Source organism: uncultured Campylobacter sp. (assembly GCF_944323605.1).
GTDB lineage: Bacteria > Campylobacterota > Campylobacteria > Campylobacterales > Campylobacteraceae > Campylobacter_D.
On the sequence record NZ_CALUTC010000001.1, the window covers coordinates 274,122 to 291,253 of the forward strand.

25 protein-coding genes are annotated in these 17,132 nt (G+C 31.4%); 18 read left to right on the forward strand and 7 right to left on the reverse strand.

Going from position 1 to position 17,132, the window contains the following annotated elements:
* Nucleotides 1-59 precede the first annotated feature (59 nt).
* Nucleotides 60-620, reverse strand: coding sequence for a dCTP deaminase (gene dcd / locus Q0J35_RS01495; protein WP_297192327.1), 561 nt, complete (start codon nt 618-620; stop codon nt 60-62).
* Nucleotides 621-732: 112 nt separating this feature from the next.
* Here dcd and accB point away from each other — a divergent pair, with 112 nt between their 5' ends.
* Together accB and Q0J35_RS01505 are read left to right on the forward strand one after the other, a co-directional pair.
* The gene (gene accB, locus Q0J35_RS01500; protein ID WP_297192329.1) at nt 733-1,194 is read left to right on the forward strand and encodes an acetyl-CoA carboxylase biotin carboxyl carrier protein; all 462 of its coding nucleotides are present in this window, start codon (nt 733-735) and stop codon (nt 1,192-1,194) included.
* 3 nt (nt 1,195-1,197) lie between these two features.
* On the forward strand, nt 1,198-2,529 hold the full coding sequence (locus Q0J35_RS01505) for an acetyl-CoA carboxylase biotin carboxylase subunit (RefSeq protein ID WP_297192330.1): 1,332 nt from the start codon (nt 1,198-1,200) through the stop codon (nt 2,527-2,529).
* 29 nt (nt 2,530-2,558) lie between these two features.
* Here Q0J35_RS01505 and Q0J35_RS01510 read toward each other — a convergent pair whose 3' ends face one another.
* On the reverse strand, nt 2,559-2,765 hold the full coding sequence (locus tag Q0J35_RS01510; RefSeq protein WP_297192332.1) for a hypothetical protein: 207 nt from the start codon (nt 2,763-2,765) through the stop codon (nt 2,559-2,561).
* 410 nt (nt 2,766-3,175) lie between these two features.
* Here Q0J35_RS01510 and Q0J35_RS01515 point away from each other — a divergent pair, with 410 nt between their 5' ends.
* The 13 genes from Q0J35_RS01515 (at nt 3,176) to dnaG (ending at nt 11,687) form a co-directional block, all read left to right on the forward strand.
* The gene (locus Q0J35_RS01515; protein WP_297192334.1) at nt 3,176-4,303 is read left to right on the forward strand and encodes a site-specific integrase; all 1,128 of its coding nucleotides are present in this window, start codon (nt 3,176-3,178) and stop codon (nt 4,301-4,303) included.
* Complete coding sequence (locus Q0J35_RS01520) at nt 4,300-4,551, forward strand: hypothetical protein (RefSeq protein WP_297192336.1); 252 nt, start codon at nt 4,300-4,302, stop codon at nt 4,549-4,551. Before Q0J35_RS01515 ends, Q0J35_RS01520 begins: the two co-directional genes overlap by 4 nt.
* Complete coding sequence (locus Q0J35_RS01525) at nt 4,548-5,183, forward strand: hypothetical protein (RefSeq protein ID WP_297192338.1); 636 nt, start codon at nt 4,548-4,550, stop codon at nt 5,181-5,183. Before Q0J35_RS01520 ends, Q0J35_RS01525 begins: the two co-directional genes overlap by 4 nt.
* Nucleotides 5,183-5,458, forward strand: coding sequence for a hypothetical protein (locus tag Q0J35_RS01530; protein WP_297192340.1), 276 nt, complete (start codon nt 5,183-5,185; stop codon nt 5,456-5,458). Before Q0J35_RS01525 ends, Q0J35_RS01530 begins: the two co-directional genes overlap by 1 nt.
* Nucleotides 5,455-5,673 (forward strand): hypothetical protein, encoded by a 219-nt coding sequence (locus Q0J35_RS01535; protein ID WP_297192342.1) that lies wholly within the window; start codon nt 5,455-5,457, stop codon nt 5,671-5,673. Before Q0J35_RS01530 ends, Q0J35_RS01535 begins: the two co-directional genes overlap by 4 nt.
* Before the next feature lies 1 nt (nt 5,674).
* Complete coding sequence (locus tag Q0J35_RS01540; RefSeq protein ID WP_297192344.1) at nt 5,675-6,280, forward strand: hypothetical protein; 606 nt, start codon at nt 5,675-5,677, stop codon at nt 6,278-6,280.
* 10 nt (nt 6,281-6,290) lie between these two features.
* Entirely contained in the window at nt 6,291-7,370 is a 1,080-nt protein-coding gene (locus Q0J35_RS01545) for a hypothetical protein (protein ID WP_297192346.1), read from the forward strand.
* Nucleotides 7,370-7,699 (forward strand): ribbon-helix-helix protein, CopG family, encoded by a 330-nt coding sequence (locus Q0J35_RS01550; RefSeq protein WP_297192348.1) that lies wholly within the window; start codon nt 7,370-7,372, stop codon nt 7,697-7,699. The genes Q0J35_RS01545 and Q0J35_RS01550 overlap by 1 nt, the downstream gene beginning before the upstream one ends.
* A 56-nt stretch (nt 7,700-7,755) precedes the next feature.
* Entirely contained in the window at nt 7,756-8,097 is a 342-nt protein-coding gene (locus Q0J35_RS01555; protein ID WP_297192350.1) for a hypothetical protein, read from the forward strand.
* A gap of 9 nt (nt 8,098-8,106) precedes the next feature.
* Nucleotides 8,107-9,312, forward strand: a complete 1,206-nt coding sequence (locus Q0J35_RS01560; protein ID WP_297192353.1) for an ATPase domain-containing protein — start codon at nt 8,107-8,109, stop codon at nt 9,310-9,312.
* Between the two features lie 9 nt (nt 9,313-9,321).
* Nucleotides 9,322-9,564: a hypothetical protein gene (locus Q0J35_RS01565; RefSeq protein WP_297192355.1), complete on the forward strand. Its 243-nt coding sequence runs from the start codon at nt 9,322-9,324 to the stop codon at nt 9,562-9,564.
* Between the two features lie 314 nt (nt 9,565-9,878).
* Nucleotides 9,879-10,085, forward strand: a complete 207-nt coding sequence (locus Q0J35_RS01570) for a hypothetical protein (protein ID WP_297192357.1) — start codon at nt 9,879-9,881, stop codon at nt 10,083-10,085.
* Nucleotides 10,086-11,687: a DNA primase gene (dnaG, locus tag Q0J35_RS01575; RefSeq protein WP_297192359.1), complete on the forward strand. Its 1,602-nt coding sequence runs from the start codon at nt 10,086-10,088 to the stop codon at nt 11,685-11,687.
* On the opposite strand, the gene Q0J35_RS01580 is transcribed toward dnaG, so the two are convergent.
* From Q0J35_RS01580 to Q0J35_RS01590, 3 genes are read right to left on the reverse strand one after another with little or no spacing between them, the layout of a single operon-like run.
* Nucleotides 11,679-11,897: a hypothetical protein gene (locus Q0J35_RS01580; protein ID WP_297192361.1), complete on the reverse strand. Its 219-nt coding sequence runs from the start codon at nt 11,895-11,897 to the stop codon at nt 11,679-11,681. The genes dnaG and Q0J35_RS01580 overlap by 9 nt on opposite strands.
* 4 nt (nt 11,898-11,901) lie before the next feature.
* Entirely contained in the window at nt 11,902-12,225 is a 324-nt protein-coding gene (locus tag Q0J35_RS01585) for a hypothetical protein (RefSeq protein WP_297192363.1), read from the reverse strand.
* A 12-nt stretch (nt 12,226-12,237) separates the two neighbouring features.
* A complete protein-coding gene (locus Q0J35_RS01590) occupies nt 12,238-12,405 on the reverse strand; it encodes a hypothetical protein (protein WP_297192365.1) in 168 nt (55 codons plus the stop codon).
* 194 nt (nt 12,406-12,599) lie between these two features.
* On the opposite strand from Q0J35_RS01590, the gene Q0J35_RS01595 reads away from it, so the two are divergent.
* A complete protein-coding gene (locus Q0J35_RS01595; RefSeq protein WP_297192367.1) occupies nt 12,600-12,989 on the forward strand; it encodes a D-Ala-D-Ala carboxypeptidase family metallohydrolase in 390 nt (129 codons plus the stop codon).
* A gap of 17 nt (nt 12,990-13,006) precedes the next feature.
* Here the strand turns inward: Q0J35_RS01595 and Q0J35_RS01600 are convergent, their stop codons facing one another.
* Nucleotides 13,007-13,789, reverse strand: coding sequence for a hypothetical protein (locus Q0J35_RS01600; protein WP_297192369.1), 783 nt, complete (start codon nt 13,787-13,789; stop codon nt 13,007-13,009).
* A 178-nt stretch (nt 13,790-13,967) separates the two neighbouring features.
* On the opposite strand from Q0J35_RS01600, the gene Q0J35_RS01605 reads away from it, so the two are divergent.
* Complete coding sequence (locus Q0J35_RS01605; RefSeq protein ID WP_297192371.1) at nt 13,968-14,297, forward strand: hypothetical protein; 330 nt, start codon at nt 13,968-13,970, stop codon at nt 14,295-14,297.
* A 467-nt stretch (nt 14,298-14,764) separates the two neighbouring features.
* Nucleotides 14,765-15,148, forward strand: coding sequence for a hypothetical protein (locus Q0J35_RS01610; protein WP_297192373.1), 384 nt, complete (start codon nt 14,765-14,767; stop codon nt 15,146-15,148).
* Between the two features lie 400 nt (nt 15,149-15,548).
* Here the strand turns inward: Q0J35_RS01610 and Q0J35_RS01615 are convergent, their stop codons facing one another.
* A complete protein-coding gene (locus Q0J35_RS01615) occupies nt 15,549-17,111 on the reverse strand; it encodes a terminase family protein (protein WP_297192375.1) in 1,563 nt (520 codons plus the stop codon).
* Between the last annotated feature and the right edge of the window lie 21 nt (nt 17,112-17,132).

The window sequence follows — 17,132 nt, forward strand, 5'->3', positions numbered from 1 at the left end:
TTCAATCATTGCTTAAAGTGAAAAAAGCAAAAATCATTCCAGTTTATATTAAAAATAATTTATTTTAGAATTTTTGGCAAGGTTATACCTTCTTGTTTTTGATATTTACCGTTTTTATCAGCATAGCTAACATCACAAGCTTCGTCTCCTTGTAAAAATAATACTTGAGCTATGCCTTCGTTTGCGTAAATTTTGGCTGGAAGTGGGGTTGTGTTTGAAATTTCTATGGTTATATGTCCTTCAAATCCGGGTTCAAATGGCGTTACATTTACTATAATCCCACATCTTGCATATGTGCTTTTTCCAAGACAAATAGCCAAAACATCTCTTGGCATTTTAAAATACTCAACAGTTCTTGCTAATGCAAATGAATTTGCTGGCACTATGCAAACATCTCCTATAAAATCCACTACACTTTTTTCATCAAATGCTTTTGGATCTACAACTGTTGAATTTACATTTGTAAAAATTTTAAATTCTCTACCAACTCTTATATCATATCCATAACTTGAAAGACCGTAACTAACCACACCCTTTCCTATATTTGCTTCGCAAAATGGACTTATCATTTCATTTTCTAAAGCCATTTTTCTAATCCATTTATCAGCCTTTAAACCCAATTTCTTCCTTTCTTAAATAAATCTACCTTGATATTATATCTCATAAAATTAATTAAAATTTAATTTTTTGCTTTGTATAATGATTATTTGCTAAAAATATTTAGGAGAATTTATGAATAAAAACGACATAAAAGAGCTTATAGGTATGTTTGCAGAAGCAAATATAAGCAAGATAAAAATAAAAGAAAAAGACGGTTTTGAAATAGAACTTCATAGAGATTTAAAAGGAGAAAAAGTTCAAGAAGCACCTTTAGTCTGTCCTCCAAGCCCACAGCCCATACCACAACCAATAAATGTAAATGTAGTAAATGAAGCCACTCCTCATAAAAGTAATAAGCCAACATTAAATAGCCCTATGGTAGGAACCTTTTATCAAGCTCCAAGTCCCGGTGCAGCACCTTTTGTAAGAGCTGGTATGAATGTTAAAAAAGGTGATGCTATAGGTATAATAGAAGCTATGAAAATAATGAATGAAATTCAAGCTGAGTATGATTGCAAAATTTTAGAAGTCTTAGTTGATGATGGTCAGCCTGTTGAGTTTGATATGCCTTTATTTGTAGTGGAGAAGTTATAAAATATGGAAATTAAGAAAATTTTAATAGCAAATCGCGGAGAAATAGCTTTAAGAGCTTTAAGAACCATAAAGGAGATGGGCAAACAAGCTATATGTGTATATTCTAAAGCTGATAGAGATGCTCTTTACCTAAGATATGCTGACGCAAGTATTTGTATAGGTGGAGCTAGAAGCTCTGAAAGTTATTTAAACATACCATCTATAATTTCAGCTGCTGAAATAGCTGAGGCTGATGCTATATTTCCTGGCTATGGTTTTTTAAGTGAAAATCAAAATTTTGTTGAAATTTGTGCTAAGCATAACATTAAATTCATAGGACCTTCTGTTGAGTCTATGGTTTTAATGAGCGATAAATCTAAAGCAAAACAAGTGATGAAAAGAGCTGGAATTCCTGTTATACCCGGCAGTGACGGTGCTTTAAAAGATGTAGAAGCTGCAAAAAAAATGGCTAAAGAGATAGGATATCCAGTTATACTAAAAGCTGCTGCTGGAGGTGGTGGTCGTGGTATGCGTGTGGTTGAAAGCGAAAAGGATATAGAAAAGGCTTTTTGGTCAGCTGAAAGCGAAGCTATGACTGCTTTTGGTGACGGCTCTATGTATATAGAAAAATGTATATTAAATCCTCGTCATATAGAAGTGCAAATTTTAGGAGATAGTTTTGGCAATGTTATACATATAGGAGAACGTGACTGTTCTATGCAAAGAAGGCATCAAAAGCTAATAGAAGAAAGTCCAGCAATACTCCTTGATGAAAAAACTAGGAAAAAGCTCCACGAAACTGCTATAAGAGCTGCTAAAGCTATAAGCTATGAGGGTGCTGGCACTTTTGAATTTCTTGTAGATAAAAATTTGGATTTTTATTTCATAGAAATGAATACGCGTTTGCAAGTTGAACACTGTGTAAGCGAAATGGTAAGTGGCATAGATATAATAGAACAGATGATTAAGGTTGCCGAGGGTTATGCTTTGCCTCCTCAAGAAAGCATACAGTTAAGAGGACATTCCATAGAATGCAGGATAACGGCTGAAGATTCTAGAAGTTTTATGCCAAATCCTGGAAAGATAACAAAGTATGTGCCACCTGCTGGTAGAAATGTGCGTATGGAGAGTCATTGCTATCAGGATTATTCTGTTCCGCCTTATTATGATTCAATGATAGGTAAGCTTGTAGTTTGGGGCGAAGATAGAAATATGGCTATATCAAAGATGAGAGTAGCTTTAGATGAGCTTATAGTAAGAGGTATAAAGACTACTAGAACCTTTCATAGAAAGATGATGGATAATCCAGACTTTATAAATAATACCTTTGATACAACATATTTAGCAAAACACTGATTTTGGTGTTTTGCTCTACTTGATATATTTTAATTTAAGTCTTTATTTTCAAGCTTTTCTTTTGTTTCCTTAAAGACACTTACTTGCTCGTTATGTTCTTTATTTTCTTCTATAATGGCAAATCTCTTTCCGAAAAATAGTAATATAAATAGTATTATTGTTAATATAACACTTATTATAGATCCAAGATCGTTAAAAATGAGAGTTAAGATTATCGCAGATATTATGAAAACCACTGCAGATATAATTGCTGAACCAATTAAAATGCGAATCGTCTCATATATCGTAGGTTTTTCTTGCTTTTTTATCATTTGTATGTTTGTTATGTTTTTAGTATAGTTTATAAAACTATATACATCGTGATACCCTTTGCCGCTATTACTAGCAAAAAGAGCAATTTCATCTCCGTCTGTGTTAAGTGTTTTTTTGTTGTTTTGGTGTGGTATTTAGGATTTTTGAGGCAAGAGCATGGGGGGTAAAAGCCCCAAACGCCCTTTTTTATGCTTATTTAAAAATTGGGGCTTTTTTCTTTCAAAAGCCTATCAAATAAGCTTTTAAAAAAATTGTGTCCTTGTAATTTTTGTTAAAAAAAAATAAAACTATTTTTTTAAAAAAACCGCTTATGAGGCGGATGAAAGGACAAAAAATGACTATAAACACTTTCACAAGAGGTAAAAAAATCTACCTTGATATGAGAGAAAACAAGAAACGCACGAGGTTGGCAACAGGCTTGAAAAACAGCCCTTTAGCTTTAAAATTTGTCAAGGCAAACTATGAGTTGTTTTTGAGCGACAAGAAAAAGGCACAGGCTAAATTTTATGAGCTAGAGGACGAAATATTTGGCAAAAAGCTTATGAAAGAGGAGAAAGATAAGACTTCTTTGCCCTTGAAAGATAAGCACTTTTATGAGATTAAAAATGAGATTTTATCCTCTTTTCACTTAAAGCGAAATAGCAAAAAGAAGTTTCAAGTGCTTTTAAATAGCATTGAACTATTTCTAAAAAGCAAAAAGTTAGATATACAAAGCTTCAAAAAAAACGATATTGCAAGTTTTTACGACTTTTTTAAAGAAAAAAACAACAACAAAACCATAAAAAACAAATTAGCAATGTTTGCCAAAGTTCTAACAATAGCACAAGAAAGGGGCTTGATAAATGAAAATCCTTTGCAGAAATTGCCTAAATTCTGCATCGATGAAAAGGAATTGCAAAAAAAAATTAATACTTATTTAAGCTACGAGCAGATGAATTTTGTGGTTAAAAATGCCACAGGTGTTTTGCAGGATTATCTTTTTATTGCCTTTTTCACAGGGGCTAGGACAGGAGAGATTTTAGCCTTGCAAAAAAAAGACATACTTTTTGAGAAAAATTTAATCAACATTATAAAAACAAAGCACGATGACAACACTCTAGGCACACCAAAAACTAAAAATTCATACAGACAAATAGACATTTTGCCAATTCTTAAAAAAAGGCTTTTGCTTATGTGTGAGGGCTTGAAAGATGATGATTTTTTGATTAGAAAAAAAGTGAGTAAATTAAGAGCCGAGTTTAAAGAGCTTTTAAAAAGGCTTGACTTACCTGCAATGAGGCTTTATGATACCCGCCACACCTTTGCAAGTATTATGCTTTCAAAAGGCGAAGAGGCTATGTGGGTTGGTTGCAAAATGCTAGGGCATAACGACCTAAATGAAACTTTTAAAACTTATGCGAAATACATTCCGCAAGACGTGAAAACAAGGGCTAGATTTATCGATGAAAAGGATTTTTTATGAGAGTGATAAACGATGAAAAAGAGGGGCTTAGACTTATGCACGATGAATTGCTAGAAAGCTTTATAAAGCTGCTTTGCATTGATACGAGAATGGCTTTTGTCTTTGCAGAAAACGTCCTTGCAAATATCAGAGCTTACGCAAGGATAAGCCAAAATAGCGAAAGCGAGTTTTTAGAGGATATTTTAATAACTAGCGATGAAAAAGCTGAAGTGATAGTGAAAAATTTTTTAAGAGAGGATAGGAGATGAAAATAAAAGAGCTTACTAAGTTTGACAAAGCGTTAAAAAGGGAGTTTTGCACTTACTTAAAGAAGTATTTTAAAGAGGATTGTAAAGCAAACTGGATATTTGATGACAGAATATCGATTGATATTGATTTTAAAGTTGTAGATGAAAAAGAGCCTATACATTTAATCATTACAGATAGGAGAAATTACAGAATAAGCTTAAATGAATTAGGAAGCGATATTAACATTCTAGACTTTAAAAAATATATAGATAAGTTTTTAAATAAGGAATATAAAAAGAAAGACTATATAAACACAAAGGATTTTAAAAAGATATGTGCTTTATATGATAGCCTTGTTTTGAAATATAAAAAGGACGATATAAAAGAGTTTTACAACGCAATAGCCTCTGTTTTAAACAAAGATTACAAGCCGTATATTTTGGATAATAATAAAATTTTTGCCTATTCTAATAAGCCACAAGCAAAACAAGATATATACAGCGATAAAAAAGGCCTTATCTTTACGTTGCGTGTATGGAATGATGAAAGAGTTATTAAAACGATTTTTGATGTTAATTGCAAACAAATAAACATTTTAGCACTAGCAGAGGAGCTGGTAAATATACAAAAGAAGCTGGAGGAACTTATTTAATGAAACGATATGCCTTAAGTAGTATAGTTGGCGGACATTATAAGCTTTCTTTTTTAAAACAGTTTATTAAACCCTTAGTAGATGTTAAGTCTTTAGGTAAAACACAAGGTAATAAATCGCAGAAATTTTACACATTAGAGGAACTTAAGATAATTAGAAACACTTATTTAAAAAGAGTTGAAACAATGAAAATAAAACATTACGCACAATGCGAGCGAGAAGATATTTTTTTGAAATTGGAAACATTTTTAAAAGGATTGGAGGGCTTAAAATGATATTTATACAAGAAAAAGATAAAAACAAAAGACAAAAGCAGATGTTAGAGTTTTACAAGGGACTTTTAGAAAGAAAAGAAGCCGTTATAAATCATCTAATAAGTGAGAACGAAAGGCTTAAAAGTGAGCTTTTTAGCCTAAAAGAAAAAACGCAAAGCTTACAAAGCCTAAACGAATGGCAAGACTTGCAAAAAGATAGCTTTATGAGGAGGTGAAATGAGGGTTGAGGATTTTATAAAAAGAGTAAGAGTGAGGCTAAAAGATGAAGGTGCTTACAAAAGATACAGCGATGATGAGATTTTAGCCGTGCTTAATCAAGAGCAAAACATCATCATTTATGAGTTTGATATGAATGTGAATTATTTTAGCAAAGAAGTAAATGAAGAAGATAATACCCTAAGTTTGCCTAAGGTGATGCTTAAGGTGGTGCATTCAAAGCTAGATAATAAGGCTTTAAAGCTAAAGAATTTTAAAGAGCACATCACAAATGCTGATACTTCTTTGCATTTGATAAGCTATGCAAATATGCAAGTTGTGGGCGTTGTGCCAAAGCAAAGAGCAAGAGGGCTTTTAGAGCTTTGGGCTAATCTTTGTGTTTTTCACAATGACTTAAATGAGGAGCTTTTTGCTAATGATTTATTTGTAAATTTGCTTTTATATGGTTGTTTAAGGACGCTTTTACAAGCTGAAAACTCACAAGCGTCTTTACAAAAACTAGCCTATTATGAAGCACTTTACAAAAAAGAATTAGCTAGCTTAAAAGATATAAATTCAAGAGTAAAAGAGGAAAATGTCTTTTACTCAAAAGTTAATAAAGTTTAAAGGATACAAAATGATAATCAAACCAAAATACACTAAAAATTACACCATACTTCCAAATGAGCTTTTAAACTGCAAGGAGCTAAGCGACAAGGCTTTTAGACTTGCTTGTTATTTGCTTTCTTTGCCTTCAAATTGGGAGGTAAATTCTTCTCATTTAGCTAAGGTAAATGCTTGCTCTACAAGATACATAAGAGCTTGTATAAAAGAGCTTATAGATCTTGGCTTTTTGCAGAAATTGCAGCAAGTAGATGAGAAAAGCGGTAAATTTTTAAAGCAATGCACCTATGTTTTTGTAAATAATGACGAGGAGGAATTTAACAAAGAAATCGATTTAACTTTGCAAAATGAAATAGATTTAGAAGTAAAAGATGAGCTAAACAAAAGCAAGATAGCACAAAAAATAAAAGAAATAAAAGATATGGATAAACAAGACTTACAAGAGGATAAAAAAGATGAGAGCGTGAATTTAAACGGCTTACTTGATGAAAAGCTTTTAAAAGATACGGATTTTAAGGACTTCAAAGATGCGGAAGTAAAACCGCCGTGCGGTCCTAGTTCCGACATAATAAATAAAGAATTTTTACAAAGTAAAAATTCATTCCTTACAGATTTTAAAAAAGGCTTTTTTTCAAAAAACACCTATCTTTTTAAAACCTTTGACAAAGCTTGTCTTTTTATCTACGAAAAGAAAAATGTAAAACCTTTAAAGCTTGATTTTTCTAATTTAAATGATTTTGAAATTTCAAAGATAAATGAATTTTTTGAATACAAGCAAAAAAGCAAAAAAAGGCTTTTGCTTATGTCAAAACAAAAAATCATAAATCAATGCAAAAGCTTTAAGCTAGAAGGACAAAATATAGGCTTAATCATAGACAAAAGCATAAGAAACGGCTGGGCTGGACTTTTCGCACTTAAAAATGACTTTAGAAACAAAAAAGCAGATGAGCTAAAGCAAAAGGAAATTTTAAGGCTAGTTTTAGAGCAAGAGCCTAGCTTTGACTTTAGTAAGGATTACGATTTAAGCAAGGTTAGCCTTAATGGCAAAAAAGTTAGCTACGATGAGAGCAAAGATGAATTTAAGGTATTTTAATGGCTTATCTTTACAAAAAGCAAAATCAAAGAGTAAAAATTCACTCTTCATCTTTTTACATAGAAGAGGAGCTTTTAGAAAAATTAAGCAAATTAGCCAAATATCAGCATATTTCACGTTCTGTTTTAATCGAGCTAATTTTAAGTCTTTCTTTTAAAAGTTTTTTTGATGAAAGGATATTTTATGAAGAATTTCAAAAGTGCAAAAACAAAATTAAGAAAAAAGTTTTTGCTTCACAAAACGGTTCTAAAAAAGCTAAAAAAAACAAGCAAAGAACAAGCTATGCCCAAAAACAAGATACTACACAAGGGCATAGAGCTTTATTTTGATAGCTTTTTAAAAAGCGATTTGTTTGTAAGTGAAATTTTAGAAAAAGAGTTAAACGATGAAAAAAGATGAATTTAAAGCAAATATTTTAAGCTCTGATTTTTGCAAATTTAGCAAAGATGAAAGAAAGTGTTTTTTGGAGCTTTTAGATAAGATTGAGCCTTTTTATAGTGATTTTTTTGAAAATGTTTATTTTGCTTTGATTTTAAAATGCAAGTTTTTTTATCTCAAAGAAATTTCCTTGCTTTTAAAAGAGGAGATAGAAAACGAGCTTGAAAAAAAGGCAAAGGAAGTTGGGATAAAGAATTTTAACTCAAAGCTTTTTTTGAGTGAAAACGAGCTTTTAAAAAGGTTTTTTAGAAAAAAAGTATATGAAAAATTACCTAAATGGTTTATATGAAAGGAAGATATGTTAGAGCAAGAGATACTAAAGTCATTCATTGCCTACCCACATTTAATAGATGATTTTTTAGAAAAAGCACCGTTAAAATGCTTTTCAAAAGAAAGTGCGTATTATCTTAAAATTATCCTCGATTTAAAGGATAAAAATTTACTTTCTTTGTCTGTTTTTTTACAAAATGTAGATAAAAATCATCAGCAAAGCGAGTATTTTTTATCTATCTTAAGTGCTGATGAAAGCCCTTTGTTTTTGCAATACGCACCATTTTTGCTAAAAGAATACAAGCTAAAACAACAAGAGCAAATCGCAAATACTTTAAGCGAGGCGAGCAAAGCTAATACCTTGCTTGATTTGGAATTACTTTCAAAGGATTTAGAGGTTGAAAGCAAGGACATTTTGGACCTAAATAAATGGCTTTTGTATTACGAAAAAAAGCCAAGTATGAGAAAATACCCCACCTCTTTAGCCTTTTTGGATAATGCCTTTGAAGGAGGCTTTGAACTAGCTCAGCTTATGCTTGTAAGCGGAGATGAGGAAAGCGGAAAAACAACGCTTTGCGTGCAAATTTTAGAGGAATTAGCAAAAAGCACTAAGGTTTGTTTTTTCTCTTTTGAATTTACTGTAGAGCAGTATTTAAGGTCTTTTAAGGAGCTAAACAAAAAAACCCGTTTTGAGAATTTCTTTTTGATAAATGAGGGATACGAATTAGGACAAATCGTAGAAAACATTAAAAAGATGGCTAAACAGGGCGTGAAGTTTTTTTTAGTAGACTCTCAAATGCGTATAGAGGTGTCAAATACGACAAAACAAGCCTTAAATATGGAGGAAAAAGAAAGCCTTAAATTTTCTACCTTAGCAAAGCTTTGTCATTCTTTGGAAATTTTCATTTTTTTGATAGTGCAAACCAGCAAAAGCGATACTACAAGCCCAACGGGTAGCAAAAAAGGAGCACACGAAGCAAGCATTATCTTGCGTATTGAAAAAATCAAGCCAAGCAAAGAAGACATCACGCAAAAAAACAATGAATTTGACGAGTTTAAAAGAATTTTAATACTTAGAAAAAACAAGCAAACAGGTAAGCATTTTAAAGGCGAAGTTGCTTTTAATCCGCAAAAAAGAGCTTTTAGCGACTTAAAAAGCGAGAATGTAAAGCCAAAAAATTACATAGATATGAAAGAAATCAAAAGCGAATTAAGCTTTTTAGATATTTTTTAAGGAGAAAAAATGTTGTCAAAACTAGCACAAGCAGAAAAAAAATTACACGAGTGCATTGTCATTTTAAAAAATGGCAAAATGATGAAATTTGTTGATTTTCAGATGAAATTTAACACCCTAGCTTACAATTTACAAGGTTACGAGCTTTGTGAGCAAAGCAAAGAGGAAATAGCAAAGTTAAGAGCTAAATTTTTAAAGATAAAAAAGCAAGCAAAGGCTAAAAATTTGAATAAATTTTATAAAAAAACTTGACAAAACAAAGTAAAAATGTTATAATGCTTCTACAAAACAAATGCAAAAATTGTTTTGTAGAAAGGAGGCTAAAACAATGGAAGTTTTAATACAAACAATAAACTTTCTCACGGCGGTTGTTTCTTTAATAACAGCCATTATCTTAGCGAAAAATAAAAGCTAAGTTAAGAGCAAAAACGCCCTCTTAAAATAATTTTTATAATTATAGCATATTTAAGGAGAAAAAATGACAGATTTAATACAATCAACACTAATATTAATCTTAGCCGTGCAAGTGCTTTACTTAACAGTTAAGATAAAAAGGAAAAAAGATGATGAGTTACGATGAATTTTCTTTAAGGCTTAAAAACTTAAAGCTTTCTAAAAAGGAATTTGCGGAGAAAACGGGCTTAGAAGCTACGAGCGTAACGAACTGGAAGCAAGGAAATTTAGTAAAATCAAGCTGGGTGAAATCTTGGCTTGATAATTACGAAAAGGCTAAAAAATTTGACGAGCTTAAGGCTATTATAAAGGATTTTTAGATGATTGAAAATGTAGAGGAGATAAAGCAAAAAGCCGATATTTTAACTGTGGTTGAAAATTTTATGCCCTTGCAAAAACACAACGGGCTTTTTAAAGGCTTATGCCCTTTTCATACAGAGAAAACGCCCTCATTTACATTAAATGTAAAATATAATTACTTTTATTGCTTTGGTTGCAATGAAAAAGGCGATGTTTTTTCCTTCGTGCAAAAATATAAGCACCTTGATTTTACAGAAGCCGTAAAGGAGGTCGCAAGAATTTGCAATATAGATATAAAAGAAAGCGAAAAATACCTAAAAAAGAGCTTTTATACCGATGTTTATTTAAAAATCAATGACTTTTTAAAAGCCTCTTTAAAACAAAACACACAGGCTTTAGATGAGCTTTACAAAAGAGGTTTAAACGATGAGGATATAGAAAAATTTGAAATCGGCTTTTTAAAGGATTTATCGCCACTTTTAAGCATTTTAAGCAAAGATGAGATAAAAAAGCTTTGTGAATTAGGCTTTTTAGGACAAAGAAAGCTAAACAACGCCTTTTACAGCGTGTTTTCAAACCGCTTTACCTTTGCCTTGCGTGATACTTCTTACAAAATCATAGGCTTTTCAAGCCGTAAAGCCTCATTTATCAAGTGTTTAAATGAGGAAGCAAAATACCTAAACTCCAAAGAAAGCTTTTTGTTTAAAAAGCAAGAGTTTTTATACAATCTAGTAAATGCAAAAACAAGCATTCTAAAAGAAAAAGAAGTGCTTATAGTAGAGGGCTTTTTTGATGTTTTTGCTTGTGTGAAATTTGCCTTTAAAAACTGTGTCGCTACTTGCGGCACGGCTCTTACTTTGTCTCATTTGGCTGCTTTGAAAAAGCTTGGCGATGATATAAACTATATACTTTTTTTTGATAAGGATAATGCTGGAGAAAATGCAAATCTAAAAGCTTTAAAAATGTTTTTTAAGGAAGGTATTTTTAAACTAAAGGTAAGAGTTTTAAAGACCAGGTGCAAGGATTTAGGGGATTTGCTTTTAAAAAAGGAAATAAATGCTGAAAATATCAAGGATTTTTTTCATGATTACACGGGGCTTGAGTATTACATAAAGCTAAATTTGCTAAGAGCAAATAAGGACAGCAGAAAAGAAAACGAGCTTTTTAAAGAGGTCAAAGAGCTTATAAACTCGCAAAATTTCTTTTTAAGAAGTGAGCTTATAAAAGAGGCTTGTCTTTATTTTAAGTGCGAAAGTCATCTTTTTAACATAAATGAAAACCTAAACAAAACAAAGCCCGTTCTTTCTTTAGAAAAAAGCATTTTAAAAGGCATAGTTGATAATGAAAAATTTGCTTTTTTAGCAAAAGAATATTTACACAAAGAGGATTTTAAAGAATTTAGCAAGGATTTTCAAGGGTATTTAAATGATAAAATTTTAAGTCAAAATTTACAAGCAATCTTACTAGATGAGAGCATTTTAACGCCAGATGAAAGCCTTTTTAAAGAATGTTTGAAGAGTTTGAAAAAAGCCTCTTTAAATGAAGAGCTTAAAAAGGCTAAGATGAGTTTTAATTTTTCTTTAATTGTTGAGCTTAAACAAAAGCTTAAAAGTTTAGTTTGAATTTTTAAATTCTATTATTTTTGCTTTTGTCATATCCTCAACTACCTCTTTTGAGGTATTTAAATCTTGGCTTAACATTTGTTTTAATGCCGTATTTTCTGCAAAGAATTTTATATTAAGAGCGATTGAAAGTATTAAAGTGCCGATAATTGCAAGCCTAATGTATCTAAAATAAGACAATTTATCTACTTGTATTTTGTTGTCTATCATTTTTTTATCCCTTTTTTCTAAGATTTAAAACTTTTTCTACTAATTCCATAGCCTTATCAACGCCTAAATATGCGATTAAAGCACCAACGCAAATTTTAAAAATGTAAGGTAAGTCAGCTAAGGAAAGTAAGCCATAGATTAGAAAACAAAATATAGCACCATTTATGCCTTCTACAAAAAATATCTTTATAACTTGCATTTTTGAAGTTACTGTTGCATCATTTGTATCCTCTCTTAAAACCTCTGCACGCAAAGCCTTAAAAAGCCCCATAAAAAAGCCAACTAAGATTAAGGGAAGGTATCCAAGCATTAAAAGTAAATCATTCATTTTAAAGCCTCTTTATAAAAAAATACTGATAAAAGTAGCAGAGCTAAAAGCTACGCTTACAATTATCGCTCCCCAGAATAATTTATGTAAAAAAATAAATGTTTTTTTGCTTATAAAATTTAAATCACAGTGGTATTTACCGATTAAAAACCATCTAAACAAAAAAAAGTATTTTTTCATCTGAAATCCTTTTAAAAACACAGGAGCCAAAGGAGAAAAGCTCCTGTAAAGTTTTGACCATACTGAAAGGACTTTAAAAGTGTAGTAAAAAAAGCTTTTATAAAAAAGGGTTAAAATTTTTACCTATTTTTTAAGCCTTTTAACTTTTTGTTTTTTTGTGTTTAATTTTATAAAATCACAAAAAAGGCTAAAAAATGAAAGAAAACAAATACTTTAAAATAGATGAATTTAAGTGTAAGTGTGGCAAGTGTGAGTTGCCTAAAAATGTGCCAAGCGATGAGCTTGTAGATTTGCTTTGCGAGATAAGAGAGCATTTTAACGCCCCTTTAAGCATAAATAGTGCTTATCGCTGTCCTTCTCACAATGCAAAGGTTGGCGGTGCTAAAAATTCACAGCACACAATCGGTTCTGCGGTTGATTTTGTAGTAAAGGGCGTAAAAACAGCGGATTTACACAAGCACATTTTAGAAAAATATGGCGATAGAGCCTTAGGCATAGCCATTAAGCATAATTACAACGATGCTTATAAGGGTTTTGTCCATTTAGATACAAGAGGTAAAAAGGCAAGATGGACTTACTCTTAATCCTCACAAAAACAGGGTTATTTTAAGAGATTTCTTTTTTCACTTAAAACTTTTATTTGTATCTCATCTTTTATCCTTTCTTCTTTGTCATTTAAGGCAAAAAAACTAAGGATAAAAGTGCCCTCATCTCTTGCTTCAAACAAGAAAGAAAAGCTTTTATAAACATTACCTTCAAATTCAAAACCATAATCATCGCTTTGAAAGCCACAAATCGCACGTATTACCATACTTTCTCCTTTTATTAACTCAAGTTTTGGCGCTAAAATACTTACTTGCTTAATGTTTTTGTTTTCAAAACCTAGTTCAGACAATCCATTCAACAAGTCATTAAGCAATGGTGTGTAAGTTTTTAGCAAGTCGTTAGTGTTGTTTTTGCTGTCGCTATCTGCACCGATTGCAAACACTGCGTTTTTAATCTCTGTGAAAAAGGTTTCCCAAGATTTTAGATTGCTTACATTTTGTGCGTTCATAACAGAGTTAAAAAGCCCAACCAAAGCATTTGCTTTATTGATATTTGCATTATCCCAAACGCTTTTAAGCATTGTATGGCTTTGGATTAAGGACTTTAAAATCTCTCCTGCGGTGTGATTTAGCTTGTTTTTATACTCTAAATAAGTAAGCTCTAGCTTTTGTCTTGTTTCTTCTTCTTGTAATGCCATTTGTCTATTTTTTAAGTCTAATTCTTCAAGCTTTAAGGCAATATCAATAGAAACTTTTAATTTTTCCTCATCAAGCAAGTTGTATTCTTTCAAACTCTCGTGTGCTGTTTCTAAGTTTTTAAAAAAGTTTTGTGAATTCATTTAAAGCCTTTTTTTCTTTGAAAGATAGCATTTTTTAAAAAGCAAATAAAAGGGTTAATTTTTTAACCCTTTTTGTTTTTTTTTTTTTTTTGAAAAAATGCCTTTTAAAAAAGGTTTAAAATGCTTTTGCTAAGTGGTGCAAGCTATAAAATATCTACACAAAACAGAGGCGATGTGTATGCAACTAACACAAGCATTTTATTATCCTCAAATCCCTTTAAATAAGGAATGTTACTTAAAGCTTACGGTTCGTTCAAATGTTTGGGTTGGAGACCAGCATTTTGGACGCTTTAGCCTTTTTTCTTATAAAGATGTAGTTTCTTGGTGGCGTGGCATGCCAGGTGTTGGTGTTATTATGTATAAAAATGAGTTTTTTCACACTCCAAAAACAACAGTCGGACTTGACGGCGTTTATAGGGTGTATTATGGTAATCCTAGCATATATGTTAATATGTATAATGAAAGCACAAGCTATTTTTCTTGCGATTTTGAAGTGTATTTTAATTAAGTTCTCATTTTAAGTTCTTTCACAGTTAAGAATTAGTATAATTTTTCTAATGTTTAAGACGACTGCTAGAGGCTTTAAAGCTTTTAGGAGGTCAAAGATGGTTGAAATAATTATCTTTATGATTGTTTTAATCGTCCTTGTCTTAGTTTCTAAAAACTAGACAAGAGACTAAAAAATAAATTTAAAATCTTTTAAATTCTATTCTCACTTTGCTTAGTCTAAACTTAAACATTTAAAAAACTTTTAAAGCCTCTTTGCAAGGTGGGAGGCTTTGTAAATCAAAACCCGCTTTTTAACCCTTTTTGTTTTTTTTTTTTTTTTTTAAAAATTCTTTTTGAAATATTTTTTAAATTCTTTTGTTTTTTTAAACTCCTTACAGCGTAAAGCATTATAATGGCTATTATGAAGGTTTTGAAAATAAAATTTCCTTTCTAAACTACACGGCTAATCACTTAAAATTAGACTTCTTGCCGCTAAATAAAGAGATAGTTTTAGAAAGTGAGCTTTTTTTAAATTTGCCTTTAAATCCCGATAGAGATGGCAATACTTGGCTTAAAATCGGCTTTGTGATAAATAATGCAAATGAGATGAGAATGCTAGATAAAAACACGGCGTATTATATTTATAGCAATGATGGCTATCATCTTAGACTAGAGCTAACTCATACAAATTCTGCTCACGCACAAAATTCTCTTCTTGCAAGTTCTTATTTAAAATTCATACTAAACTCAAGAACTCCTTACTATCAAGTGCATCGTATGGTCGTTGTAAATACTTTCTTTTCTTTGAAACAAATATGCGATAAAGCTACGCCTTACATAAGAGCAAATCTTAATTTTTACTATAATTAAGCATTTTCTAGCCTTCTTTTATCATAAAGCCTTGCTTTTTTCGCCCATTCTAAAACCTGCATAAGATAAACGGGAGCGGGATTTTTCAAACCCTACCGAACCGAAGCCTTAACGATTTTGGATTTATACTAATTCTTAACTGTGAAAGTGCTTAAAAGCCTTGTCGTCCTACAACCAAGGCTTTTTATTTTTTATTTTTCTGTTTAAGTTTAGACTAAGTAGGACGAGTTTATAATTCTAAATGATTTTAAACTTTAGCACATCTTAGCTTTTGATGGCTAAGATTAGTGCGGTTAAAGCGATCTTTAGCTAAAAGCCTTAGTCAGCCGCCTTAAACATTAGATAAATAATTTATCTTTTTAAGTGAATGTTAAACTTTAGATACAATCACAAAAGCTTTTTAAATTCTCCACTTGCTTGTGCTTATCTTTGTTTGGCTTGTGTTTCTTTGCCTTTGTTTTGCTTTGTTTTCTTCGCTTTGTGGTGCATAAACCTCGCTCATTGCTATGGCTGAAGCTATGCAGTCTATGCAGTCATCTTTTCTAAAGGGCTTTGCTGGATTAAAAGCTAGAAGCTCTTTTTTGATTTGATGTAAATTTCTAGCCTTGTTTAAAAAGACTAAAAAACCGCTGTTGTAGTAGGGTTTTATGGCTTTTATCTTTTCTACCTTGCTTATTTTACGGTTTGCGTTATAAGTTTTTATCTCATTTGTGATTATGCTTTTACCTTGCTTTTTAAGCTTTTCATTTACCCTAACTATCTCTTTTAAAAGCAAACGATAAAGCAAAATCCCGCCTCCGTCATTTTCTATAAAAAGCTTTGCCTTTGGATAGCTTAAAAGGCTTTCAATGATATTTAAACAAGTTTTTTCCTCGTCCCAAATCCCATACAAGCAGTCCTTAACGATGTATCTTTCATTGCCTTGCATTCTATCCACGCCTAAAACGATTATTGCACGGTTATCGGCGGTTGTTTCAACGCTTAAAGCATTATCTACAAAGATGTATTCATTGTGTTCGTTCATATCAAAAGAGGCTATCTCTTTAAAATACACCGCCTCAAAAAAGCCCGCCTCGCTTGCTTGTGGTTCTTGTTGATACTGTGTGCTAAATTCATCATCGCCCATTTGTTTTTTCAAGTCTTTTAGCTGTTCTAAGCTGTGTTTTAAAGCAAATAAAGGCTCATTTTTCTTTCTTTCGTATTTAAAACCATCGTATTCATAAGTTATAGGCTTTTCATTGATAGCTTCTAGCTTTACGATTTGCCATTTTTTGATTGTTTCTTTGTCAAAATTTCTTTCATCTAGCAAAAATCCGCATAAATCCTCATATCCTAGCCTTTGCATTAGTATTGTGATGTTTGAGTTTGTATCTTGCAGACGGCTTAAAACGCTTTCTTTAAAATTTTGATTAACCAAATTTCTAGCCGAGCGACTAGACATTTCACTCACTTTTATAGGATCATCTATTAAAATGCTGTGAGCGTGAAAGCCCGTAATTGCACTTTTTAAGGTGGTTACAAAAAGTCCGCCACCCTCTTTAAAGATGAATTCGCTTGAGTTATCTTGTAAAAATTCTGCCTTTTGTTTAAAAATGCTTTGCCAAAAGCTTGATTTTATCAAGTCTCTTACTTGATTACTTATCTTTTTGCAAAGCTCATCACTATAAGAAATGTATATAAATTTTCTGCTCCTATCATTTCCTAAAGCCCACGCTATAAATGTTCTTGCGATAGTTTCAGTCTTGCCATAAGAAGGCGGCATATTTAGCATAAGCCTTTTTATAAGCTTGTCATCACTTGCCTTTGTATGCAAGGTATTGCTTAGCAACTTTGCTAAATACTCAAAATGCCAATTATCCAAAAAAGGTGCCTTGTTATACCTTTGCCATTTAAGCTTTAAGAAAAAGTAAAAATTCTTTCTTGCTAAAATTCTTGTTAATAATTCTTTTTTTGCTTCATTCATAACAAAATTATTCTCAAAAAT